The following is a 26,272-nucleotide window of genomic DNA, read 5'->3' on the forward strand; positions in this document are numbered from 1 at the left end:
GTAAAAACTGCAAAAGAATTAACCCGTAAAAAAACATAAAGCTTAAAAGAATTTCAAGTAAGAACAAAATTAGGATAAAACCGAAAGGAACACCAAATGAAAAAGACAATCGCATTTATCTCTACTTTATTTGCAGTAAACACTGCATGTGCCGGAACTTACCCTGACTGGGCTGCGGAATATGCCCTTAAGGCAGTTACTTACCAGAAACAAAATATTGAGCTTCGCTGTGACTATGGCGACAAGCGATGGCACAGCGATGTTGAGGAGCATCAACGTTTTGCAACTACTATAGGAAAAGCTACTGCCGAATTTGAAAATAACGTCAGACAAATTGCGATTTCACAATGCCAGAACGCATGGATTTATGCCGATCAAGCAGCTACACAACATGAAGAGAATGAGCGGAGGCATTGCAACCTTAAAGGTGATATGTGGCATTCAGACCAAATGATGCATTTCACTTGGGCGATGCAGCAAACGCCCTACACCATCGCCACTAATGACCAACAACGGCGCACGTTGTTGGCGCGATGCGAGTCTGATCGGTAATGTAAAACGGCAATGTATAAATAGACTTTTGAAAACCCCGCGACTCTTCAAAAGTCTATGCAAAACACAAGCAACCAACTCAAGGGGATTTGTATGGAAGAAAACATCTACGCCGCACCGGAAGCCACTTTAACGAACACTGACGCAGATTCAGTAGAACCAGCTTTTTATGTGGTATCAACAGCCAAGTTTTTAACCTTATTCTTTTTTACATTTAGTTTGTATGGGCTGTATTGGCACTTTAAGAATTGGAAACAGTACAAAATTGCTTACGATGACCACACCCCCATGCCAATTATGCGTTCGATATTTTCTATTTTCTTTACCCATGCACTGTTTGCAGCAATTGACACCCGCCTTCGCATGAAAGAGAAGGCTTTTTCATGGAAGCCAAACCTGTGGGCAACTATTGCGGTAATTGCGCTACTGGCATCGCGAATTATTGATCGGCTCACTGCATCCGGGTCGCTGACAACAGCAATTGAATTTGTTCCGATACCTTTAATGGTTATCTATGGCTTTGCTTTATTGCAGGCTCAATATGCCATTAACATTAGCTGCAATGACCCCGAAGGAAAATCCAATAGCAATTTCACCTTGGCTAACTGCGTGTGGATTTTCTTAGGCTCGATATTCTTAGCCCTGATAGCAATCGGGCTATTGCTACCAGCTGACAGTTTATGAGTGGCGAGCGGCCTAGCCGCTTCCATTAGTCTTACCGAACAGATACTTTTTAAACTCCCCGTTCGGATAATTGAAATTCACTCCCTCACCAACCAAACCCGCCAAAAAAATCCGGTCAGTTTTTACATTGTTGTGCAGCGCTTTCTTTCGCATCGCTGCTGGCGCAGTGATTTATCTATTTGTATTTATTGAAATCTCACCGCGTTCGGCTCGCCCCCACCAACAAAACCCGTCCTTGTTTTAACTTTTTGGTTCGCTTGCATGTGGCCGGACGCGGCGCATGGCTCCTCACGTTTTAATCGCTCTCGCACTGCCCACCTTGTATCGCTGTTATTGGTTTACAGGGAATGCGGTGCCACTGCTCCTGCAGAGCATTAATACCCATAACAAAACAACTCACAACACATAACAACTCACCATAAAAACAACTATGACTGAAAAGCACGATTCTTATTTGGATGGCTACTACGACCCCAACCAAAGGTAACGAGCTGCCCTCATCGCCCAAGTTCTGCATCAACCTGAACTACAGCCATGACTTTCATCTGCGCGGAGGGGGATTAGTACAACCGTGGATGGGCGTGAACTGGCGCGATGACAGCTACTACAGCTACTTCAACGTGGATAAACACACCGAAAAGTTCGTGACCGATACCCCCGAAGCCTTTAGCGATAGCCGCCCGGCGGCGATGGTTTGATTAAAGGGCCAGTTTCCATGCCGCGCTTTTACGGTATTCGCGCCAATTACAACTTCTAAAAGCTTTGTTAGTCAGGTACCAAAACCTTCTTCGGAGGGTTCTCCCTGGGTTCCAGGAAATCAGTCAGTTGCTATCGCGGTTTGTCTTATCCCAATCCGGGCAAACCTGCGGTGGTGATTTTTCCTGAAACCTCTTGCGCCCCGTGCCCGCACGGGGCTTTTTTATTCGACGAAATGAATCCCACCTTCGTCAAAAACAGGTTCGGATAAATTATCCGAACCCATTAACGGTAATGACGTGATCCAATTCTTGCGCAAACGACGGTTTTTCCCGCGTAGGTTCGAGCAAATCAGTTCCCAGTTTAGTTAGAACCCAAGCTGGGCCAGTTCGAGTAAATTTAGTCGGGCGCGAGCCCTTTTTGATTAGGTCAGGATACATGCGGCAATAGCTGTCCAGAGGTTTTTGCTCTCTGGCGCAGCACTAACAATAAACTTAAAAAACGATAAGAGAACCCGCGATGACTAATCACAACAACAGTGCACAACCCCTGCCGGGCGTATCCAAAGCCGGCATCCTGAAAGCATCCCTGCTCAGCAGCATGATCATTGGTCTGGTGGCCTGTGGTGGTGGTGGCAGCGGCGGCGGTGGCAGCAAATCATCCACACCGGCCAGTTCATCCGCCGCATCGGTCGCACCCTCATCCTCAAGCGCTGCGAGCAGTATCGCGCCCGATGAAGGCATGACCATGCTCAAAACCGATGGCACTAAGTGGGTTAAAGCCAGCGGTACCCAGATCCACCTCAAAGGCACCAACCTCGGCAATTGGCTGGTACAGGAATTCTGGATGATGGGACAAGGTGGCAATGGCGTTACTGACCAGTGCACCCTGGAAGCTGAACTTACCGACCGTTTTGGCTACGACGAAAAAGAACGCCTGATCAAATTATTCCGCGACAACTGGATCAAGGAGCGCGATTTTGATCAGTTGCAAGATTTCGGTTTTAACATCATCCGCCTGCCGATTTTGTGGAGCGTGATTGAAGATGAGAAGAACCCCAAAACCCTGCGCCCGGATGCCTGGCACTACCTCGACTGGACCATTGCCGAAGCGAAGAAGCGCGGCATTTATGTGATCCTCGATTTGCACGGCGCGCTGGGCGGCCAAACCCCTAACGACCACACCGGCTGTTCCGGTCAAAACAAATACTGGAGCACACCGGAATATCAGGAGCGCACCAAATGGCTGTGGGAGCAAATCGCCACCCGCTATAAAGACGAACCAGCAGTCGCCGCTTATGACCCGCTCAACGAGCCTTGGGGCTCAACCGAAGCCGATATGGTGACGCGCGTCACCGAGCTGTATCAGGTAATCCGCGCCATCGACGATAAACACATCGTGATGCTCCCAAGCCACTACGGCAGCATTGAAGGCTACGGCAACCCGGCTGAAAAAGGCATGACCAACGTCGCATTTGAGCTTCACCCCTACCCCGGCCTGTTTGGCGATCGCCCGAACGACAGCCACTACGACATCCACCGCGACTGGCTCAAATGCGGTAACGATGGCAAAGGCGGCGTGTGCTTCTGGGATACCAAACTGGATGCCCTGAAAACCCCGATGCTGATGGGTGAATTCCAACCCTGGCAGGGCGCAGGCGCGGGTGAAAATGACCTGGGCGGCAAAATCGGCGGCGCGACTTATGACATTTACGCCTCCTATGACTGGGCATCGACCAGTTGGGCTTACAAGCTGGTCTCGGTGGCGGGCGGTCAGGGTAGAGGCACCTGGGGTATGGTGACCAATGAGATCAATACCAGTCTGGACACCGGCGTTGGCTTGATCACCAAAGCCAGCACCTGGGATTGCAACAACTGGAACTCCACCTTTGCCGAGGCGTGCGCCAAGAAAGCACCAACCATCAAGGTCAATGGCACCGGCAGCAAGACCTATTATCTGGTGGTGAAAACCGGCGCGAACGGCGGTGCCAATCCGGACGTGACCTACGACAGCATCAGCCTGAAAAATACCGCCACCAATGAAGAAGTACTGGTGAATGGTGGCTTTGGCAGTGGCAGTGGCTGGACCGAATTGAGTATCAGCGGATCGCTCAACTACAACTACAGCGCAGCCGATGCCAGCAAAGCACCCACCGGTAGCGAGGGTGCCTTCCTGCACATCACCCGCCCGGATGGTGTGAGCGGTGAAATCAACGGCGCGGTGTATCAACAAATCACCCTGCAAGCAGGCCAAAGCTATGCATTCAGCGGCACCTTCAAAGGCAACACCAGCGTAAACACCTGGGCTGAAATCTACTTGATTGAAGATGCACCTGTCGCAGGTAAAGACGTGGTCGATAACGCCGGTAAAGTGGATTTCACCACCGCGCCCGTGGCAGCGATTGAAGCTCTGTTCAAAAGCTATGGCGAAGTGGGCTACGACGTGAACGCCGGTCTGGCCAAGTGGTTGGTGACCGATGAACACAACGATGTGTTCGATTACCCCGAGCGCCCAACCAACGTCACACTGACCCAAACCGGCACCAGTGTCGCATTGACCTGGAGTGCAGTGGCTGGCAATGGCATCACCTACAACGTCTACCGTTCAACCGCCGCCGGTGCCAAAGGCACCTTGGTCGCTGAAGGGCTGACCACCACCAGCTTTAACGATTCCGGCTTGAGCGAAGAAGAGACCTACTACTACTCGGTCGCTGCCAAAAACAGCATCGCCGAGGGTTACACCAGTGCACCCGCCAATACCCCACTGCTGTACGTCCCTGTACCGGCCAAAATCGAAGCGGAGAAATTCACTGCGATGAGCGGCATACAGACAGAGGCATCGGGCGATACCGGTGGCGGCACTAACGTCGGCCACTTTGAAGCAGGCGATTACATTGAGTTCAAAATCAAAGCAGAAAGCGATGGCAACTACACCATTGATTATCGCCTTGCGAGCCAAACCGGCAGCACCGGCTTTGAAGTGCTGATTGATGATGTGGTGGTAGACACCATGGATTTGGCAGCCACTGGCGGCTGGCAAACCTACATCACCAAAACCGGTAAATCCTTTGCCATGACCGCGGGCAACCACACCCTGCGCTTCCGTTCGATTGGCAAAGAATGGAATCTCAATTGGTTTGAGCTCAAAAAACAATAATCAGCAGTAATGCATCGCGCGCGGATAACAGCACAGCAGAGCCGATAAATGACTTTGCCGCGCTGCATACCGCGCGCAGCTACTCAAGTACTGAAGGTCTAGTGCCAATCGTTTATGTGAGTCGCTTTTATGTCCATCGTTTTATGCCAATAGCGCTTGTGCCAATCATTGGCATAAAAGAAATACAGATTTTGATGTTAATTTTCACCACCACAAGAGAACGCACGTTATGAATAAACATGTAAAAAAACTGGTGATCGCACTGGCACTTGCGAGCCCCACACTGGGCGCTTTTGCCGCCGAAAACAGTAAAACCCTGAGCGTTTACACCACGGCAAAAGACACTGGGCACAAGCTGAGCCTCACCGATACACTCAGCCTCAAAGCTGCCACACAAAATCCGGAAAATGAAATTGCGGTTTATGTAAACCCGGACAAAACTTTTCAAACATTTTTAGGTTTTGGCGGCGCAATTACTGATGCGAGCGCGGAAACCTTCGCCAAATTAAATAAAAAGAAACAAGCGGAATTTTTAAAAGCCTATTACGACAAAAAAGACGGTATCGGCTACAGCCTGTTGCGCACCACTATCCACAGTTCAGATTTTGCCAGCGGCAGCTACACTTACATTGAAGAAGGCGATAAAGAATTAAAAACCTTCAACATCAAACACGACCAAAAATATCGCATTCCCATGCTCAAAGCGGCCATCAAAGCAGCAGGCGGAAAAATTACCACCTACGTAAGTCCCTGGAGCGCGCCCGCGTTCATGAAAGACACCAACAATATGTTGCAAGGCGGAAAATTGTTGCCTGAATACAACAACGCCTGGGCGATGTACTACACCAAATTTATTAAAGCCTACGAAAAAGCAGGCATTCCAATCTGGGGCATTACCGTACAAAACGAACCCATGGCAAAACAAACTTGGGAGTCGATGATTTACACCGCTGAAGAAGAGCGCGATTTCCTCAAAAACCATCTCGGCCCGGTGATGAAAAAAGAAGGCTTGGGCGATAAAAAAATTATCGTCTGGGATCACAACCGCGATTTGATTGTGCATCGCGTCAACACCATCATGGCCGACCCGGAAGCAGCAAAATATGTATGGGGCGTTGGCTTCCACTGGTATGAAACCTGGGCGGGCGGCAAGCCAATGTACGGCAACGTAGCCGAAGTAAACCGTGCTTATCCCGAATTAAATTTGCTGGTGACTGAAGCAACCGTGGAAAAATTCAATGCAGAGCGCTACCACTATTGGCCAAACGCAGAGCGCTATGGCGATTCCATCATTAACGATTTCAACTCAGGCGCCGTAGCCTGGACTGACTGGAATATTTTGCTCGACAACACAGGCGGCCCGAACCACGTAGGCAATTTCTGTTTCGCACCCATCCATGAAAACAACGGCGAACTGATTTATACCCCAACCTATTACTACATCGGCCACTTCTCCAAATTTATCCGCCCCGATGCCAAACGCGTAAGCGCAGTGCCTAGCCGCAGCGTGTTGCAAACAACATCCTGGATGAACGCGGACAACAAACTCGCCACCATCGTGATGAACAACAGCGATGCAGCCGTGACTTACCGCTTGTACATCGGCACCCAGGAAACCACCGTGAATATTCCTGCGCACGCGATGCAAACGCTGGTGTATTGATTAACCCGACGTATTGATTAAAAGGGTATTCGGTCAAAACCAACCCACTGAACACAAAAAACCCGCTTCGGCGGGTTTTTTATTGGCTGCAAACTCACACCCTTAACAAAAAATGATCCTTCCTCGCTGTCGGCAAGCACTGCGGGCTGGCACACTCGCAGGGTTTTGTTTAGCTGCGTTCACTTAGCTGTATTTGTTTACCTACAAAGGAATCCTGAGATGAAAAAAATCGCATTTTTGGCCGCGGCGTTCCTGCTGCACGGCTGTACATCGCAACTCAATACCTCTGCCGAATCCCACTCACCCGCATTGAGTGCGCAAGATAAAGCGCGCTTGGTTAGCGTCACCCAAAACCTGTCCACTGAACACCAGGCCCGTTATACCGCGCGCCATCCGGTGGAAACCCTGTCGTTTTTTGGCATCAAGCCGGGCGATACCGTGATTGAAGCACTGCCCGGTGAAGGCTGGTATTCCAAAATCCTGTTCCCGTATTTGGGTAAAGAAGGCAAGTTGATCGGGGTAGATTACAACTACGCGATGTGGCCGGAATTCGGAGCATGGGGTAAAGACCCGAAATTTTTGGCTGAGCGCAAAGCCTGGCCCGCACAATGGGCTGCGGATGCAAAAAACTGGGGCGGTGCCGATGGCGCTGCAGCCGAGGCCTATACCTTTGCCACCATGCCCGCAGAATTGACCGGGAAAGTGGATGCCGTGTTGTTCATCCGCGCCCTGCACAACCTCGCGCGCTTTGATGCCAAAGGCCAATACTTGCAACAAGCACTGGCAGAAACCCATCGCGTGCTCAAACCCGGCGGCGTAGTAGGTATCGTCCAACATGCCATGGCAGAAGATAAACCCGATGCATGGGCAACCGGCGAGCGCGGTTATCTGAAACGTTCGGCGGTGATCAATATGATGACGAAGGCAGGCTTTGAATTTGTGGCCGAGAGCGATATCAATAAAAACCCCAAAGACGATCCGCAGGCCGATGATAACGTCTGGCGCTTGCCACCGAGCCTGAGTGGCAGCGAAGAGCAAAAAGCCAAAAATCGTCTAATTGGCGAATCCAATCGTATAACCCTGTTGTTCCGCAAAAAATAAGCTTTCACGACACCACGCTCAATGGATCGGCACCACCGTTTGATAAGGCACGGTGGTGCCGCCGTGATGTGACCCATGTCGTAAGGGCATTTGTTCGCATCAGGAGAAGAAAACGTGAGTGATTTGGTCAGGCTGGTGTACGCCAGCGAAGCAACATTCAATAGCAGTAATGCCGAGCAAGGCATAGAACCCGAAGTGGGCCGCATTTTGGCTCAGTCGCGCCGCAACAATGCGCGCGCTCAGGTAGGCGGTGTTCTTTATTACGGTAACGGGTATTTTTTTCAATGCCTCGAAGGCTCGCGCGATGCAGTGATCGAGACCTACCAGCGCATTTGCACCGACCCCCGCCACAAAAACCCCACGGTATTATTAAAAGGTTTTGCCAAACGCCGCTTGTTTGAAGAGTGGAGCATGAAATATTTACCGGCCGAAAAAAGCCTGCGCGATTTTCTCGCCCAACATGGATTAACCGAGTTTTCCCCATTCAATTATGATCGCGAGATGGTTGGGCGGCTGCTCATCTTTTTTCAACAATCCAAAGCGTCGGCCGACCCGGACACATCTACACCTTCTACGGCACAAGCCTCCCAGGCAGTTGCACCGGAACCCACCCAACCTACGCCACGCAAATCGTTCTGGCAGCGTTTATTTAATCGCTAGCGCTTGCTCCATACTCATACTTAAACCGATACCTGGACTTGCGCCGCTAGCCTTGACCAGGGCTATGACCAGAATCATCGAACAGATTAAAAACACTAACGGATTTTTTATCTTCAATCGTCATTAAGGTTGCAGCGTTACCTCAACGTGTAACGTCACTGATCTTGCACAACACGACAGAGAGCATCTAATGACAATAACGACACAATTATTTTTACTATTGGCGCTGATAAGCTTAAGCGCCTGCAGCGATAAACTTCACCACTCCCAATCTGTAGCGCCTGCCTACGATGCTATTGTCGGCGGCGATTCACCGTCTGCGTTTCCCACGATCCAGGCTGCGCTGGATGCGGCACCAAAAGATGAAACCATCCGCTACCACATTTTAATCAAGCCTGGCCGCTACAACGAAAAGCTGACCATTACTCGTGCAAATGTGGACATAAAAGGCGAAGGCGAAACGGCTACCGTTATTTATTACGATGCTCACGCGGCCAACTCGCGCCATTATCGTGAAGATGGCTGGGGCACACCCGGCTCAGCAACTCTGGCGATCAACTCGACCGATGTACATCTCGCCGATCTGACCATCGAAAATACATTTGATTATTTAACCAACGATGCAAAACAAGCGAACAACGACCCAAGCGCAATCGCAGACAGCCAAGCCGTTGCATTATTGCTGGATACGCGCAGTGATCGCGTGAGCGCAAGTAGAGTCACACTGAATGGCTATCAGGACACATTATTCGTACATGGGTATCGCGCGTATTTTTATCAGAGCACGATTAGCGGCAATGTCGATTTTATTTTTGGTCAAGGCACAGTGATATTTGATCAATCCACCATTATCAGCCGCCCGCGCAACAGCACATTTGCCGAGGGCGAAATTCACAGCTTTATTACCGCACCGTCCACCCATATTTCACGCGAATATGGTTTAACGTTTATCGATTGCAAATTGATGCGCGAACAAGGTGTGCCCGATCACAGCATTACCTTGGGCCGCCCCTGGCACCCGACCACCAACTTCCCCGACGGCCGCTACGCCGATCCGGATGCGATAGGTAAAGCAGTTTTTATCCGCACCCACATGGATAGCCACATCAATCCACAAGGCTGGTCAAGCATGCCAGGCACCGCGCGCGATGGCACCAAGAGCCGGATTTTTACGCCGGAAGAATCGCGCTTCTTTGAATATCGCAGCAGCGGCCCCGGTGCAGCGATTAATTCACAACGACCACAATTAACCGACGAACAAGCGGCAGATTATTCGCTGGAAAAAATATTTGTTGATTGGCAACCACAGCACAACCATTAATGGCGAGCCTACACAACGGATATTTTTCCACTCAATGTTTTGAACAATAACCTGCTGTAACAGGAATGCTTATGAAACCGATTGATTTAATAGGTTCAGCACTTATGTTAATTGGGCTCGCTGCCTGCTCATCACCAATAGCAACTGCGCCCGCACCTTACGAAAATACTTACACGGTAGAAAATCGCTTTGCGGGTGATGTAAAAAATTTTCCTGAAATTCAAATTGCCAGCACAATTGTGCCCAGTGATGTAGTTGAGAGAAAAAATATCACTTATGTGCGCTACGGCAATCGTGAATTGCAATTGGATTTATATCTGCCCCAAAAATTGACGATCAATGCACAGAGCAATTTGTCACCCGGGGTCATTCTTGTGCACTGCGGTGGCTGGCGCTCCGGTTATCGCACGCATCTCACGCCCATGGCAATTGAACTGGCCAAAGCCGGTTATGTTGCCGCCACCATTACCTATCGCCTCGCGCCTGAAGCGCAATATCCCGCTGCAATTTACGATGTAAAAGCGGCAATTCGCTGGATGCGCACCCACGCCGCCGAATACGCTATCGACCCAACCAAAATTGCGGTCGGGGGCTCATCGGCCGGAGGGCAAATTGCCAGCCTGACAGGAATGACCAATGGACTACAACGCTTTGATCCGCAGGCAAAAGAGAGCCCCATTTCAAGCGATGCACAGCTGATTTTAAATATTGATGGGCTGTCTGATTTTACCTCTGTAGAAGCGCGTAAACACGAAGATGTACCCGGTGTAGGCCGCTCATCTGCCGGGGCATGGTTCGGTGGCAGTTACGCCGAGAAACGCGACCTCTGGCATGATGCATCGCCCACATATTATGTAGGCGAAACCAGTCCGCCCATACTTTATCTCAACAGCGCGCAGGAGCGCTTTCATGTAGGACGCGATGAAATGGTCAAGAAAATGGATATTTACAATATCCCCACCACAGTAGTGACTTTGCCCAACACACCGCACACCTTCTGGCTGTACGATCCTTACATCAAACCGGCAGCGGCAGTGGTTGTGACGTTTTTGGACGAGCACTTCAAACGCTGATCGACCCTATCGCATCAACCTTCAGGTTTTGGACAAGCCCTTGCTGAACCAGCCCATGCAGCAAGGGCATACGCTATTGTTGATGCTATTCTTTACCTGTGACTGGCGGATTTTCCCCTGCCAATCGTCATGATACAAACCTCCCCTGCTCTCATGATCAGAGGAATGTTTGACACTACAGATTCCAGAAGAATAATCATGACAAATAGAGAAAACTTGGAGAGCGTCTACCTGTCCATCAGGAACGGGTTGATGAGGGCTGTGTCGCGCCTGGTGCCGCCAAAAGAAATTGAAGACATAGTGCAAGAGACCTATGTGCGTATTTGCGCGGTCAATAAAACCGAGCAGATTATGCACCCGCGGTCATTTTTGTATCGCACTGCGCGAAATTTGGCGCTCGACCATCTAAAGCGGGCAGAGACAAAATCAAATGTCAGCCTGGACGATGACAATTTAGGATTGGATTTGATTGAAGACGATGTTGATCAAGTCTACAACCAGGTATCGGCCACACAGGAATTCGAGCACTTTTGCGAAGCGGTTCGCCACTTGCCACTGCAATGCAGAAAAGCATTCGTATTAAAAAAAGTGTATGGATACTCGCAAAAAGAAATTGCGGAGAATCTCAACATCAGTGAAAACACGGTTGAAAAGCATATCGCTATGGGCTTAGTCCGCTGCCGTCAATTTATGAATCGCACTTCTGCTAATGAGGATTCCGGCACCATCAAAAGCCGGGATGTAATGTGATGACAAATATTTATCAGTTCCAGACGGATAACCAAATTTATGAAGAGGCCAGCCTGTGGGTGACACGCCTCGATCGCGGCTTATCGGACGAAGAAACCAATACGCTGCGCCGGTGGTTATCGCAAAATCCAAAACATAAACATTGTCTGTTAGAGATGGCGACACTCTGGGATCGCATGGATAGTTTGTCAGTGCTATCAGAATTGTTTGACCCGCCCGTCGCACAAACACAAACAACCACCAAGACAAAATGGAGTTTAAAGCACACAACCTGGGGCATAGCTGCATCGACATTGTTTGCGATAGTCGCCTTTAATTTACTGGCTCCCGTAACTCCCGTGCAAGAAATAGCACAACAACCGCCAGCGAAAGACACGACGACCAACACACTGTACGAAACCGGTGTTGGCGCTAACTCAACTATCAATTTGCCAGACGGAACCCAGCTATCGCTCAACACCAATACGCAGGTTTCAGTCACTTACAGCGAACACGAGCGGCTCCTGGTATTAAATAAAGGGGAGTTATTAGTCGATGTTGCACATGACAAACAACGCCCTTTGCGTGTGCAAGTAGGCGACCGTGTCGTTGAAGCAGTCGGTACCGTCTTTAATGTCTACCTGAAAGACAAATTGGATTTTGATGTGATAGTGACGGAAGGCAAGGTTCATGTAAAACCGGTAACGCATAAAACCAATACCATCGCCGATACAATTAAAGAACCCGGTATTATTCAGGAATTAGCGCAAGGCGAAAAATTAAGTGCGCGCGCCAGCAAACCGGTTGCAGTGGAAAGTATTGGCGCGGCGATTATTAATGATCGCTTGTCGTGGCGCGATGGCAATCTGGTATTTCGCGGAGAAACATTACAGGACGCGCTTAATGAGGTAAGCCGATATACACCGGATCGTTTTCAAATCATCGATCAACGCATTAGTAGCATGCGTATCGCCGGACTTTATAAAGCGGGCGATGTCGATGGATTACTATCGGCACTCAAAGAAAATTTCAACATTACCAGTGTTCGCACGCCCGAGGGAGTGATCGAGCTTTCACTGCAAAAATAATCATGCTTATCATAGACAGCCAAGCTCAAACCATAAAAGTGATTTTATTTATCTAATTTTTTTTGCATGCAATAGAGGAAAAAACACGCTAGATCGTCTTTGGTATAGCGGTGAATAACCGCCTCGGAGAAAGTTGAATTGAATAAAAATAATATTGCGCTAGCTGCCCTACTCATGACCTGTGCTTACAAGGTACATGCGGATAACACGAACCTTGCGCAATTAATTTCATTCAGCATTCCTGAAAATAAAGCTGACCTTGCCCTTACAGAATTTGCGCGGCAATCCAACCTCACCATTATTGTTCCTTACGATAAGGTGATGTCGGTGAGAACACGTGAATTGGTAGGGACTTATTCGGTAGTTGACGGAGCAATAACCTTGCTTGAAGGTTCCGGCCTCTACCTTGCTGTGAATAACAGCGGCCAGCTTTCTATTCGTACTAATAACGATTTAGAAGGGGAGCATTCCATGCTGCAAAAAAACACATTATCAACCGCTGTTGTACTCGCCATATCATCACTTGCAGCAGCGCAATCTATTGCGCAGGATTCACAAGCGCAAGAAGTAGAAGAATTAATTGTTACCGGATTTCGTGGCTCGCTGTTAAAAAGCCTTGATGCAAAACGCAACGCTGTCAACGCCCAGGAATCTATCATGGCGGAAGACATCGGCAAATTTCCGGATCTGAATATCGCCGAATCTATCCAGCGCATTCCCGGTGTTGCCATCTCACGTGAAGGCGGCGAAGGGCGCAACATTACGCTGCGCGGATTTAGCCCATCCTTTACTCGCACCACATTGAACGGCATGGAAGTGCCTGCAGGCAGCGACGGACTGGATTCTGGCGGCGTAACCATTAATGCAAGCCGCGCGTTTGACTTCCATGTATTTGCCTCGGAATTATTTAACCGCGTTGATATTCAAAAATCGACAACTGCATCGATGGAAGAAGGCGGCATTGCAGGCACCGTCGATCTGTACTCAGCAAAGCCTTTTGATTTTGACGGCTTTAAATTAGCAACATCCATTCAAAACAGCTTCAATGATCTGAGCGAAAAAAATGACCCTCGCCTCGCATTTATGGTGAGCGATACTTTCGCCGATGATAAATTCGGCGCGCTGCTTTCTGTTGCCTATTCTGAACGCACCGTACGTCAGGAAGGTTTTGGTACCGTACGTTGGACAACACCTGTTGCAACAAACAATATTTATCCAGCCAGCGCTAACCCAATCATCAATGGCAATATCGCTGAAGATGATTGCCAACTCAATGGCAGTGCCGTTGCGGCAACCAACTGTTTATGGGCACCGCGTTTACCGCGCGCTGATTATTTCGGTAACGATCAGGAACGCTTGGGTGTCACTACATCGCTTCAGTATCGCCCATCAGACACCGCCACTGTAACGCTCGATATTTTGCATTCTGAACTTGCCAATAATCGCGTAAATTACAATTCCATGGAGTGGTTCCTGACACACAATGAAATTACACCACTGGAAATCACTGTGCATCCGGATGGCAAACGCATTATGGCGGGAACCTACGATGATGTTGAATCCTGGATTGAAAGCCGCGACCAAACCTCAGAGTCTATTTTTGATCAATACGTGTTATCAGGCGAATTTGAACTTAGCGATTCACTTAAATTAAACACCATGATCGGCAAAGCAACAAACGAAGCTGATCGCGAAGAAGTTCGTTTCTATTACATTTCCGACTCGCACCAATATTCGTTTGATTTCACCGATAACATGGACATTCCCGCAGTCGCTTTGGGTGAAGGTTATGATTATTATGACCCGGAAAACTATAGCGTCACTACTGCCAACAACCGCTCCAACTTTGTTAAAAAAGATAATCTGACCTCGAAGGTTGATTTAACTTTCACACAAGAGCGCTACTCAATTGAAACCGGCATTGCCTACAATGACCGCAAAGTAGAATCGCGTGAAGGTAATGGCAATTATCCCGCCGCATTTTCTGCTGTGGGTTATACCAAAATGTTGCCAGTGTCTGATTTTGGTAAAGGACTGGATGGCAATTTGGTTCCATTTTTGGTCGCTGACTTTGATGCAATCTATCGCGATAACCGCATTTCAAAAGACTATACCGACAACCTGTCATCCGCATGGATAGTAGGTGAAGAAACACTGGCCGCATACGTTGAATTGAACAGTGATTTTGATGTGGGCGACATGCTGTTGAAAACCAACTTCGGGGTTCGCGCTGTTAATACTGACGTAACCTCCCAAGCCTGGATTAATGGCAGCGCTGTTGAAGTGGATCGCAGCTATAAAAACTTTTTGCCATCGATGAATTTCTCATTAGATGTTACCGAAGATGTTGTCGCTCGTCTTTCTTACGGCAAAACCATGACGCGCCCGGACTTGGGCTCATTAAATATTGCCGCACCCAGTTTTGGCTACACGACACGCACGGTAAGTAATCTTGGTAACCCTGGTTTAAATCCATTCGAATCAAATGATATCGACTTGAGCACCGAATGGTATTTTGCAGAGGAAAGTTTGCTTGCATTCAACTATTTCTTTAAAAATGTAACGACTTCATTGAAGACCGACATCGTCGAAAAACTGATTGATCCTGAATATCACGACGCAATTTTGTCTGATCCACAATACGATGAAGCTTACAATGCTGATCCGCGCACAGTGTTGTACACCCACTACATTCCGGTAAATGACAGCTCAGGTTATGACGTAAAAGGATACGAGCTTATTTATCAGCAAACCTTTGGTTTCTTACCGGGCTTTTTATCCAATCTTGGCGTGGTCACAAACTACACCCACGTAAATGCAGGAGACATGCTGGGCGTTTCGGAAAACTCCTACAACATGACCGTATTCTATGAAGTAGACAATTACGGGATGCGCGTATCAGCCAATAATCGCGATGATTATCTGCTGAGCAAACCGAGCGATAACGGCCACGCTTCAGAAATGAAATACGGCCCGACCCACATCGATTTTTCATCGTTCTATCACTTCAATGATAACCTGACGTTAACACTTGAAATGATCAACCTGACCGATGAAAAAGAGCGTATCTATGGCACCGGTGACGGCACTATGGATATGACCAGAGAGATCAACCACACCGGTAGACAATTTCTGGTAGGAGTTCGTTATTCCCTTTAACGAGGGAAGCAACGGATTGCTGCAATACCACTATCGTTGATAGTGGGTAGTTATTTCCCATGTAACGCACTTAAGGCACATTTATCGCCGGGGAGGTCGCAAGACCTCCCTTTTTTATTTACACTGTATTCACTCGGGCAAGTCCGAAAAATATAAAAACACAGTGGAATGATACAAAATAGCCACAACAATAAATCAGGTTTCAAAACCATAAGCTCTACAATAAAGTGAACCAATGCTCCCATTTTTCCGGGCAATTCCTTGATGAGGGTAACCACATGGTGACCTGCATCTTTTACAACCTCAGATTTTATTTGGCCGTACTTGGTCAGGCCGCACTGTTGCTTTATACAACTACAATATACGCATCGACAGCACCAGCACCAGCACCAGCACCAGCACCGATTGTTCAGTTAGCATATGGACTGGAAGTAACATTGCCCGGTTCACTCGCGCTCCAAGTGATTGCGCCGCATGAGCAATTTAAACACCCGATAATTGCTGGCAATATTAATGGCGAAGCAAGTTATTTTATCGCCGCTACCCGCATTAATGATTGGGAAAAAAATGCATTATTATGGAATCGATTGGAGAATCAGATCCGCAGGAAGAGTGATCGTAACGAATTCACAATTCGCCAAAGAGGTAGTTTCAGTACAACGCAGAATATCGCTGTATTTTTTCGCATGTACGAATACAACACAAACAACCAACAACATCGTCAAGTCTATTTCCTACTTAACAACCAACGCGCTGGGTATTGGCTCACATTAACAATGCTGGAAGGTGCCGATGCGAGCCTTATCATTCCCATCGCCACGGCATTGGTTCGCCGCGCTCACATGCTCAATTAAATTAATTTGAGCAATTCTTTTACATCACTCACATGACGGCGGCTGATAACAGGACGCAATTCGGTATCGGCGAGGCGCACATGATATTGCCCCTGCGCATTGCGCTCCAACGCTTCAATATGTTTGATCGACACCAATGAATTGCGATGGATACGCACAAAGCGCCCACTGAATTCCTCTTCCAATTCCTTTAAGGTTTCATCCAGCAAATGTTCGCCGTTGCGATGATAGACAGTGACATATTTGTGATCCGCAAGAAAATAGCGAACATCCTCCAGCGGAATGAGCTCTACACCGCGGCGCGTTTTGGCGGTGATATGGGTGCGCTGCGCCTCTGTTGCAGTGGCAGGATTTTTTTGTGCAGCGACACGCTGGATTTTATTGAGCTTTTTGGCCTTCTCTAATACCTGCAATAACTGTTCAGCTTTGACTGGTTTGAGCAAATACCCGACAGCATTGGTGCCAAAAGCATCGAGTGCGTATTGATCAAATGCGGTACAAAAAATAACGGCAGGCGCATCCTCCAATTCGGCAATATCCTGCGCAAGGCTCAAACCATCGCGCCCGGGCATACGGATATCCAGCAAGACAATATCCGGGTCATGCGCGGTAATAGCAACCAGCGCATCTTCTGCATTATCCGCCTCGGACACCACACAAAACCCTTCAATTTTTTCCACCATGCGCAGCAACCGCTGCCGCGCAAGGGGCTCATCATCAACAATTAAAATATCCATTGTTATGTCTCTGGTTGTTATTGTTTTCAGTTTTAATCGATATGAAAAAAAGCAAACATCAAACCGTCAAAGGACAAAAAATATAAGTCGTAAAAATGCCATTCTCTGCACTGCTGGATAACCGCGCTGCCGCCCCGAAGTGCGCCGTGAGCCTGCGGCGAATATTATCAAGCGCCATACGATTATGCTTTTGTTCGCTATGGCGCTGTGAGCCGCCTTGATAATGATTTTTTTTCACCAGCAAGTAAGGGTTGCTGATGACGATACTGAGCTGCTTATCGTTCTGCGAAACCTTGACCGTGATTTTTCCACCTTTAGGCAAAGGTTCTACACCGTGAAAAATGGCATTCTCGACCAAAGGCTGCATCATCAAACTGGGAATTTTTATATCTTTATTGTAATTGCTAATTTGCCAATCCAACTGCAAACGTCGGCCAAGGCGCAGCTGCTCTATATCCAGATAGTGTTTGCACAACTCCAATTCACGCTCAAGCGGAATCAAACTCGGCTCCGCCAAACTGGCGCGAAACAATTCCGATAAATCTTCCACCACCCGCTCCGCGGTATCCGGGTCTGTAGCAATCAAACTGGCGATAGAGTTCATACTGTTAAATAAAAAGTGCGGGCGAATGCGCGATTGCAATGCTTGTATGCGCGCCTGCATTTCCGCCTGCTGTTGATTGCGCAGCTGCTGCTGCAAATATAAATAGCGCAGCAAAACACCCGACAGAATTGCAGCGATGGCCATATTGTTAAGTAACTGCCAACCATCAAATTCAAAGCCCTGGTGTTCAATAAATGCCATGCCACTCACACCGTAAATGATCCACTGCCCTAATACACTCAGCACCAGTGTAATCGCGAGCACCAATGCATAACTGGTACAACCGGCGCGTACATGGCTTTGCCGCGCGAGCCAAAAGCGCAGGCGGCATAGCGCAATCGCACTGAATACCACCACCCATTGCACCTGCACCGAAATCAGCGCGAGCTTGTCCCAGTCAAAATGCTGCAACCCGGAGGATGCACTGATGGTCAGCAACAGCGCCAGTAACTCCGCCACCAACACCAGCAAAAATACCGATTGGCTAGTGCACAACTCCGGTAAAAATGGATTGGCAGGTTCAGCCAGTGATGACGGCTGTACCGGTGATACGGGCTGTTTTTTATCGGTTTCCGGTGCAGTCATTGTCGATACGGTTTCCATAACGAGCAGTCCAGATACCTGTCTGCTGGCTTGATTAATCGGTCTTTTTAAAACGCTGTTGGGCTATAATGCGCGGCCTGCGGCACGGGGCGTGATTATCCAGCGACATTTGCGCAAGCATCGCCTTGGATTCTAGCCCAACACCGGTCGCCATCTCTTTCATTATTTCTAGTTTGTGGACACATCCTCATGAGCCAAAACGATCAGCCCATCAAACCCTGGGGCGGCCGCTTCAGCGAAGCGACAGATGCCTTTGTCGAGCGCTTTACCGCCTCCATCGGTTTTGATTATCGCCTCTACCACCACGACATCAACGGCTCCATCGCCCACGCCACTATGCTCGCCAAAGTGGGTGTGCTGACCGATGCCGAGCGCGATCAAATCATCGCGGGGCTGGAAGAGATTCGCGCGGAAATCGTCGCCGGTAAATTTACCTGGTCAGTCAGCCTTGAAGATGTGCACATGAACATCGAAGCGCTGCTCACCCAGCGCATTGGCATCACCGGTAAAAAGCTTCATACCGGTCGCTCGCGCAACGATCAAGTCGCCACCGACATACGCCTGTATATGCGCGACGAAATCGACGCTATCGCCAAAGAGCTCACCCGCCTGCAACAGGGCATGCTGCAATTGGCGGAAGCCAATACCGATACCATCATGCCCGGTTTTACCCATTTGCAAACCGCGCAGCCGGTGACCTTTGGTCATCACATTCTCGCCTGGTTTGAAATGCTGCAGCGCGACTATGGCCGCCTGCTGGATTGCCGCAAGCGCATGAATTATTTGCCACTCGGCGCCGCTGCACTGGCCGGTACTACCTACCCGATTGACCGCGCCTACACGGCGCAACTGCTCGGCTTTGAAGCGCCCACCGAGAACTCGCTGGATTCGGTAAGCGACCGCGACTTTGCCATCGAATTTTGCGCCTTTGCCAGCATTTTGCTCACGCACATGTCGCGCATGAGCGAGGAGCTGGTGCTCTGGACGTCATCGCAATTCAAATTCATCGACCTGCCCGACCGCTTCTGCACCGGCTCCTCCATCATGCCGCAGAAGAAAAACCCCGACGTGCCCGAACTGGTGCGCGGTAAAACCGGGCGCGTGAATGGCCATTTGATTGCGTTGCTGACGCTGATGAAATCCCAGCCCTTGGCCTACAACAAGGACAATCAGGAAGACAAAGAGCCGGTATTCGACGCGATTGATACCGTCAAAGACTGCCTGCGCGCCTTCGCCGACATGGTGCCTGCAATCCAACCGCGCAAAGCGGAAATGTACGAAGCGGCTAAACGCGGCTTCTCAACCGCGACCGACCTCGCGGATTATCTGGTGCGCAAAGGCGTGCCTTTCCGCGATGCCCATGAAATCGTCGGTAAGTCAGTGGCCTATGGTGTGCAGACCAACAAAGATTTGTCTGAGATGACTCTGCAAGAACTGCAACAGTTCTCCAGCGTGATTGAAGCCAATGTATTTGACGTGCTGACACTGGAAGGCTCGGTGGCCGCGCGCAACCACATCGGCGGCACTGCGCCGGCGCAGGTAAAAGCGGCGGTTGAGCGCGCTAAAGCGAGCCTTGCTGGTCGCTAATAACTACGCCAGCCCCTGAAAAGCCGCACATTGTCTTCTCTGTGCGGCTTTTTGTTTTTGCGTATCAACTTTTACCTATCAATGACTTATCACCACAAACACCACCAAGATCAATCGATTGATCTTGGTTTGCGAAACCCATCACCGCCTCGCTCACACCTGTCACCTAAATCATCTTTAAATTGCCGCCATTACTGGTATTTGCACCAACTTGGGCTAGCCTTAGAGTCTAAAAGTTTATTTTTTGTCCGGATCGACTGAGGCGAAAATAAGGGATATGGGTAAAAAATCAGTGCATTCAGGAGATTCTGAAGAAGACCTGGCAGCCAAAATCCGGCTGCTGGAGAATGAACTCGCCTCCTTAAAACAGACACTGCATGCAAAACGCACCGTCAAACAACTGCAGAACTCATCGTTTGGGATCACCCAAATTATCGATGAAGTACCCACACCTGCCAGCCGCACGACCCTCGTTGGTGAAGGCGCTATCTTTGATGAAAGCTGGGTGCTGGACACGCTCAAGTTCCTGGTCAAACAACAGCGGCCCAACAGCATCCAACAGATTCTGGCCAAAGTGGGAGAACTGCTGGCACTGCGTGAAATAGCGCTCTGGAGCCGGGATAACCATTCCAACACCAACCAATTTCAGTATCAGTGGTGCACCGCTGACCTGCCTGATGGCACACGCAGCCATTTGCAAAATCCGGCATGGCTAGAGTCATTGCTGCAACCTGACTCTGCCAGCCTGCGCCAATTGCAGGAGGGCACCCCACTGGAGGTGCGCGCTACTGACCACGACATGGCAGACGTAACACTCGGCCTGCGCACCCAGGGGATTTATAACAGCCTGCTGATCCCGCTGTGCGAACAAGGGCAAGTGCGTGGATTGATAACCTTGCATCGCGACAATCCACGCACTTGGCACCCGAAAGACAACAAGGCGCTGGGCAGCTTGCTTGCCTGGTTGTTCCGCTTTATGCAGCAACATGAGCAACTGCGAATAATGGTGGACCGGGACACACGCCACCAATACGCGATGGAAGCGACCAATGACGGCCTCTGGGACTGGAACTTACTCACCAACCGGATTTATTTCAGCCGCAGTTATTTGCGCATGCTCGGCTACGATTACGAAGACCTGCCCGGCAATTTGGATACGCTGCGCGATTATTTTGTCCACCCTGACGACGTAGACAATATGCTCGTGGAATACCAGACCGCGGTTGAAAACCAACGCGAATCCTTGCAGTTGCAGTTCCGCATGTTGCACCGCGACGGCCATGAACTCTGGGTTAATTCCAAGGCCAAATTATTCGAGCCAGACCACAACGGCAAAGCCACGCGCTGTGTTGGTGTGAATACCGACATCACCGATTTTATGTCATCGCGCGAGGAATTGATCAACGCCAAAGCGCAAGCCGATTTGGCAAGCAGAACCAAAAGCGAATTTCTCGCGCGCATCAGCCATGAAATCCGCACACCCATGAATGCGATCATCGGCATTGGTTATTTACTTAACGATACGCAACTGGATGAACAGCAACAAAGCTATCTCTCCAGCATTAATTCCGCAGCCGATTCACTCTTGCAAATCATTAATCAACTGCTCGATTTTTCCAAAATCGAAGCGGGCCGCGTTATTCTGGAATATGCGCATTTTGATCTTGACCAATTGTTTGAAAAAATATCGCGCCTATTTGAAATTAGTGCACTGCATCGCTCAGTCAATATTATTTACGACATCAAACCCGATGTGCCGCGGTTTTTGCGTGGCGATGCTTCGCGCCTGAGCCAAATTCTCAGTCATTTGATTAGCAACGCGTTCCAATACTCCAACACCAATCAGGTTGTCGTGCGCGTGTGCCGCCGCGCGCAAAGCGCCAAGCAAGTGATGTTGGAATTTACCGTTGAAGACAGCGGACTGGGAATGACGGAAGAAAAACTGGCGCACATCAAAGAGCGTCTGGTGTTCAACCACAACGCACAAGACCATGAAAAAAATTCCTACGGCTTGGGCATCTGTAGCCATCTTGTGCATTTGATGCAAGGTGATTTCGCCATTGAGTCCAGCCTCAACCACGGCTGCAAAATTACGTTCAGCGCATCGTTTGAACGCAGTCACTTTGGCGAAAAAACATTAGTCAATCACCCGCGCGATCTAAATAATATCCGCGTACTGATTGTGGATGACAATTCAATTGCGCGCACTATTATTGCCAGCACGGCGCGGAGCATCCATTTGCAAGTGGATGAAATCGATAATCCGGTCAGCGCCATAGAGCGGATTCGCCAAGCGGATAATTTGGGTCAGCCCTATCATTTTATATTGCTGGATTACCGCATGCCCAATATGAACGGGCTACAACTCACCGGCCTTATCAAAACTGACCGCACACTCAAAAGCAAACCGCATGTGTTTTTAATTTCGGCTTATCATCGCGATGAAATTTCAAGCTCTGACCCTAACGCGATTCTGGTCGATGAATTTTTAAGTAAACCGGTGAGCGAGTCGCGTCTGTTCGATGCCATCAGCCAAACTATAGGCCGCGAGCAATTGCTGCAAGATATCAGCCCGGAAATCACTATCACTAATGAAGCTCTGGAACTACTGGAAAACTGCCATCTGTTAATTGCTGAAGACAATGTCGTCAACCAGCAGGTGATCCGCGGTATTTTGAAGAAGAAAAAAATCAGCAGCGTCATAGCCGCCAACGGCATAGAAGCGCTAAAATTATTGGAAAGCAGCAGCGAAATATTCGACGCAATTTTGATGGATTTGGAAATGCCTGAAATGGATGGCATTGAAGCAACCCAATGCATTCGCGCCGGACACATCCAGCAACTGCAAGACATTCCTATTATTGCAGTAACAGCACAAGCTATGCGCGGTGACCGCGAACGCTGCCTTGCAGCAGGAATGAATGGTTATTTATCAAAACCGGTTAATCCTGAATTACTCTACACCACTCTCGCCGATATCTTGCGCAAGAAAAAAATATCCAACGGGAACACCCAGCACTGACATTTATGTACTCACGACCGATCGACATTCACAACATAGATGACGGCGTTGACCGCAAACAACTCAGCCAGCTTAAGCAACGCTTTCTCGATCTAAACGCACAACGCCATGAGCGGACCTGTGCTGCACTGACTGATCGGCAACAGCAATTTGTACAAGTATTGCCATTATTATTTCACGTCAACCACCCGATGTTGCCCGGCTATATTTCTCACAGTACTCCGGCAGGGGTTTATCAGTATGCCCCGTCTAACGATGACCTTCGCATTGCAAAAATTATTGCCCGCAGCTTCCAGTACAACCGCGACCTTGCCGAAAAAAAATGTGCGATAGATGCGCTCTTTATTATGGGCAGTGTCGGCACTATTGCGCAAAGCGACTCCAGCGATCTGGATTTATGGGTGTGCCACAGCCTCAACGAGGACAATCCGCTACTGCAAGAACTGGAGCGTAAATGCACACTCATCAGCCAATGGGCTGCCGTACAAGTTCGGCTTGAAGTGCATTTCTTTTTAATGCGCTGCGATGAGTTCACCCATAGCCGCACACAACATTTAAGCAGCGAAGCCAGTGGCTCTGCACAGCATTTTTTATTGCTTGATGAGTTTTATCGCACCGCCTTGTGGCTCGCCGGAAAAATACCGCTGTGGTGGTTTGTGCCAGCATCGCAAGAAAAAAATTACACCGCCTATCGCGATACATTGCTGGGCAAGCGTTTTTTAAAAGAAGAAGATCTGGTGGACTTTGGCAGCTTGCCGCACATTCCCCCCAATGAATTTATTGGCGCGGGCATTTGGCAACTCTACAAAGCGATTGAGTCTCCCTATAAATCAGTTTTGAAATTATTGCTGCTGGAGGTTTATGCCAGCGCCCATATTATTGATGATATGCCAGCAATGAGCGGAGCCGATGGTCTGGATGATTTTTCTGAACCACACTTCCACACACCTACTGCCGAAGAAGAAAGCGCGGCGAATATTGCGGCAGAACCTCTGGCACTGAGTTTAAAACGCGCTATTTATAACGACACGCCCGATGCTGATGCGCTCGACCCTTATGTGATGGTGTATCGCCGTATTGAACAGTATCTACTAGAACATGGGCAGTTGCAGCGCCTGGAATTAGTGCGGCGCTGTTTTTATTTTAAAGTGAATAAAGCGCTATCACGCACCAGCAGGCACACACAAAAATCCTGGCAGCGAAAACTATTGGAAGGATTGGTAAAAGAGTGGAACTGGTCTTCGCATCAGTTACATATGCTGGATAACCGCGCTTATTGGAAAGCACCTCATGTTATTAGCGAGCGCACTTTGTTGGTGAACGAGCTCAACCAAAGTTATCGCCTGCTTAGCGAGCTGAGCAAACATCAGTATCAGGATATTGCGATCAGCAGCGATGAACTGGCAATACTCGGCCGCAAGTTACACGCCGCATTTGAACGCAAAGCAGGAAAAATTGAATGGATCAACCCCGGCATTTCGCGCGACCTAAGTGAGGATGCATTGTGTTTTGTCCATAAGCAACAAGAACAACAGGAAAACTGGCAAGTGATTCGCGGCAGCCAAAATGATTTGGCGCTGCGCAATATCAACGTTGAACCAATTAAACATGCGCGCAGTCTGGTTGAATTGCTGTTGTGGTGCCACGCCAATGAGATTCTGGCCAGTCATACCAAAGTCGATATTATCGCGCCGACTTTTTCCATCAGTGCCAACCAAAAACAATTATTGATTCAAACTTTGCAACAGTGGTTGCCACTGCCAATGCTGCGCGACCACCAACAATTTATGCGCCCTGCCGCGGTTGAACGCATGCTGATTTTGGTCAATACCGGTGTTGAGCCCCAAGCCGATTTGCACAAAAAAGGTATGCAAATGCTCAGCAACCAAAAAGATGCGCTTGGCTATAGCGGTTTGCGTGAAAATCTAATGATCAATGCCGATATCATCCAGGTCAATTCGTGGGGTGAGTTAGTCTGCCGGCATTATCCGAGCGACGCGCTAATCAATTGTTTGCAACACTATTGCCGATTGTTCCCACCGGGAAAACATTTTAGTTTGCCCGAGCTGAGTATTCGCTGTTTTAGCACCGGCCAAGGCAATAATATTGCACAGCGGCTTACCGATTTATGGCGCGACCTGATTAGCTGTTTTTATTCCGGCACACGGCCGCGCAGCAGCCGTTATATTTTGGAGATGGGCGACGAGTATTTGCTCTTGCAATTTTTCCAACAGCAACCGCAAATACAACGATTCAAATCCTACGACAAACTGTTGAACAAACTAGCGCAAGCACAATCAGACTTTAGTCCAATGGTGATAGACCGCTATGCACTGCGCGATAAACCACTGCGCATTATTGGCGACATTGCCAAGCAGTGCGGCATTTATCTTTTTTATCAATTGGATCAACAGCAAGCACAGATTACCATTATCGACGAAAAAGGCTCGCTGTTTACCACCACCACGGAGTATCACAACCAGCAAACCTTGTTGCGCCCAATGGTAAATTTTATCCGCGCAGCACTGCAACGCCAATCGCACAATATCGACTTTAACAATGGCACCAATCCGCAGGATATCCAGATTTACGAGTTAACCGGCAATATCAAACAGCACCAAGGTATTGCCGAGCGCAGAGAGTTGCACAACAACCTTAACCAATTGCATTACATTAATATCAAAGCCATTGCTGAAATGGATAGCACGCAAGCGTTGCGTTTTACTATTTTCTGTAATGAGCAGGAATTTTCATCGCTGGTGTATGGCGACGATTTATTTAAAGCAGTTGCCAGTTATATTGTGCGCAGAAGAAAGCAAGGTGAGCGCTATCCTTGCTACATTACCGATCTGGACTTATCACTCTGCCAAGACACCCTCGCCCAACAGACCGGCTTACAATTAGGCCACTATCTACAATTAAAAGCAGAACTGGAACAAAAACTGAATTCCGCACTTGCCCTGCTCTGATCGTTCTTAATTAT

Annotated in this window: 18 protein-coding genes; 16 read left to right on the top strand and 2 right to left on the bottom strand. The window is 48.9% G+C overall.

Features of this window, described 5'->3' with window-relative positions; translation table 11 throughout:
- The first annotated feature begins 96 nt into the window (after nt 1-96).
- From B2739_RS05010 to B2739_RS05070, 13 genes are all read left to right on the top strand, one after another.
- A complete protein-coding gene (locus tag B2739_RS05010; RefSeq protein ID WP_331344773.1) occupies nt 97-552 on the top strand; it encodes a hypothetical protein in 456 nt (151 codons plus the stop codon).
- A 93-nt stretch (nt 553-645) separates the two neighbouring features.
- Nucleotides 646-1,236: a hypothetical protein gene (locus B2739_RS05015; protein ID WP_331344774.1), complete on the top strand. Its 591-nt coding sequence runs from the start codon at nt 646-648 to the stop codon at nt 1,234-1,236.
- Between the two features lie 458 nt (nt 1,237-1,694).
- A complete protein-coding gene (locus tag B2739_RS05020; protein ID WP_331344775.1) occupies nt 1,695-1,934 on the top strand; it encodes a hypothetical protein in 240 nt (79 codons plus the stop codon).
- 517 nt (nt 1,935-2,451) lie between these two features.
- Complete coding sequence (locus B2739_RS05025; protein ID WP_331344776.1) at nt 2,452-5,088, top strand: cellulase family glycosylhydrolase; 2,637 nt, start codon at nt 2,452-2,454, stop codon at nt 5,086-5,088.
- A gap of 229 nt (nt 5,089-5,317) precedes the next feature.
- Nucleotides 5,318-6,751, top strand: coding sequence for a glycoside hydrolase family 30 protein (locus B2739_RS05030; RefSeq protein ID WP_331344777.1), 1,434 nt, complete (start codon nt 5,318-5,320; stop codon nt 6,749-6,751).
- Between the two features lie 219 nt (nt 6,752-6,970).
- Nucleotides 6,971-7,852 (top strand): class I SAM-dependent methyltransferase, encoded by an 882-nt coding sequence (locus B2739_RS05035; protein WP_331344778.1) that lies wholly within the window; start codon nt 6,971-6,973, stop codon nt 7,850-7,852.
- A 114-nt stretch (nt 7,853-7,966) separates the two neighbouring features.
- The gene (locus tag B2739_RS05040) at nt 7,967-8,512 is read left to right on the top strand and encodes a BLUF domain-containing protein (RefSeq protein ID WP_331344779.1); all 546 of its coding nucleotides are present in this window, start codon (nt 7,967-7,969) and stop codon (nt 8,510-8,512) included.
- 190 nt (nt 8,513-8,702) lie between these two features.
- Nucleotides 8,703-9,833: a pectinesterase family protein gene (locus B2739_RS05045; RefSeq protein WP_331344780.1), complete on the top strand. Its 1,131-nt coding sequence runs from the start codon at nt 8,703-8,705 to the stop codon at nt 9,831-9,833.
- A gap of 71 nt (nt 9,834-9,904) precedes the next feature.
- Nucleotides 9,905-10,906 (top strand): alpha/beta hydrolase, encoded by a 1,002-nt coding sequence (locus B2739_RS05050; protein WP_331344781.1) that lies wholly within the window; start codon nt 9,905-9,907, stop codon nt 10,904-10,906.
- 252 nt (nt 10,907-11,158) lie between these two features.
- The gene (locus B2739_RS05055) at nt 11,159-11,656 is read left to right on the top strand and encodes a sigma-70 family RNA polymerase sigma factor (protein WP_331344782.1); all 498 of its coding nucleotides are present in this window, start codon (nt 11,159-11,161) and stop codon (nt 11,654-11,656) included.
- Nucleotides 11,656-12,723 (top strand): FecR family protein, encoded by a 1,068-nt coding sequence (locus B2739_RS05060; protein WP_331344783.1) that lies wholly within the window; start codon nt 11,656-11,658, stop codon nt 12,721-12,723. Before B2739_RS05055 ends, B2739_RS05060 begins: the two co-directional genes overlap by 1 nt.
- Before the next feature lie 138 nt (nt 12,724-12,861).
- Entirely contained in the window at nt 12,862-15,882 is a 3,021-nt protein-coding gene (locus tag B2739_RS05065; RefSeq protein ID WP_331344784.1) for a TonB-dependent receptor, read from the top strand.
- Between the two features lie 278 nt (nt 15,883-16,160).
- Nucleotides 16,161-16,736 (top strand): hypothetical protein, encoded by a 576-nt coding sequence (locus B2739_RS05070; RefSeq protein WP_331344785.1) that lies wholly within the window; start codon nt 16,161-16,163, stop codon nt 16,734-16,736.
- Here B2739_RS05070 and B2739_RS05075 read toward each other — a convergent pair.
- The gene (locus B2739_RS05075) at nt 16,733-17,473 is read right to left on the bottom strand and encodes a LytTR family DNA-binding domain-containing protein (protein WP_331344786.1); all 741 of its coding nucleotides are present in this window, start codon (nt 17,471-17,473) and stop codon (nt 16,733-16,735) included. The two genes, B2739_RS05070 and B2739_RS05075, sit on opposite strands and share 4 nt — an antisense overlap.
- 58 nt (nt 17,474-17,531) lie before the next feature.
- A complete protein-coding gene (locus B2739_RS05080; RefSeq protein WP_331344787.1) occupies nt 17,532-18,680 on the bottom strand; it encodes a sensor histidine kinase in 1,149 nt (382 codons plus the stop codon).
- A 189-nt stretch (nt 18,681-18,869) separates the two neighbouring features.
- Between B2739_RS05080 and argH the strand changes: the two genes are divergently transcribed.
- The 3 genes from argH to B2739_RS05095 all read left to right on the top strand — a co-directional run bounded on the left by argH (nt 18,870) and on the right by B2739_RS05095 (nt 26,258).
- Nucleotides 18,870-20,267, top strand: coding sequence for an argininosuccinate lyase (gene argH, locus B2739_RS05085; RefSeq protein ID WP_331344788.1), 1,398 nt, complete (start codon nt 18,870-18,872; stop codon nt 20,265-20,267).
- 277 nt (nt 20,268-20,544) lie between these two features.
- Nucleotides 20,545-23,289 (top strand): response regulator, encoded by a 2,745-nt coding sequence (locus B2739_RS05090; protein WP_331344789.1) that lies wholly within the window; start codon nt 20,545-20,547, stop codon nt 23,287-23,289.
- Nucleotides 23,290-23,294: 5 nt separating this feature from the next.
- Nucleotides 23,295-26,258, top strand: a complete 2,964-nt coding sequence (locus B2739_RS05095) for a class I adenylate cyclase (protein WP_331344790.1) — start codon at nt 23,295-23,297, stop codon at nt 26,256-26,258.
- Nucleotides 26,259-26,272 lie beyond the last annotated feature (14 nt).

It is taken from the genome of Cellvibrio sp. UBA7661 (genome assembly GCA_002483365.1).
Taxonomy (GTDB): Bacteria; Pseudomonadota; Gammaproteobacteria; order Pseudomonadales; family Cellvibrionaceae; genus Cellvibrio.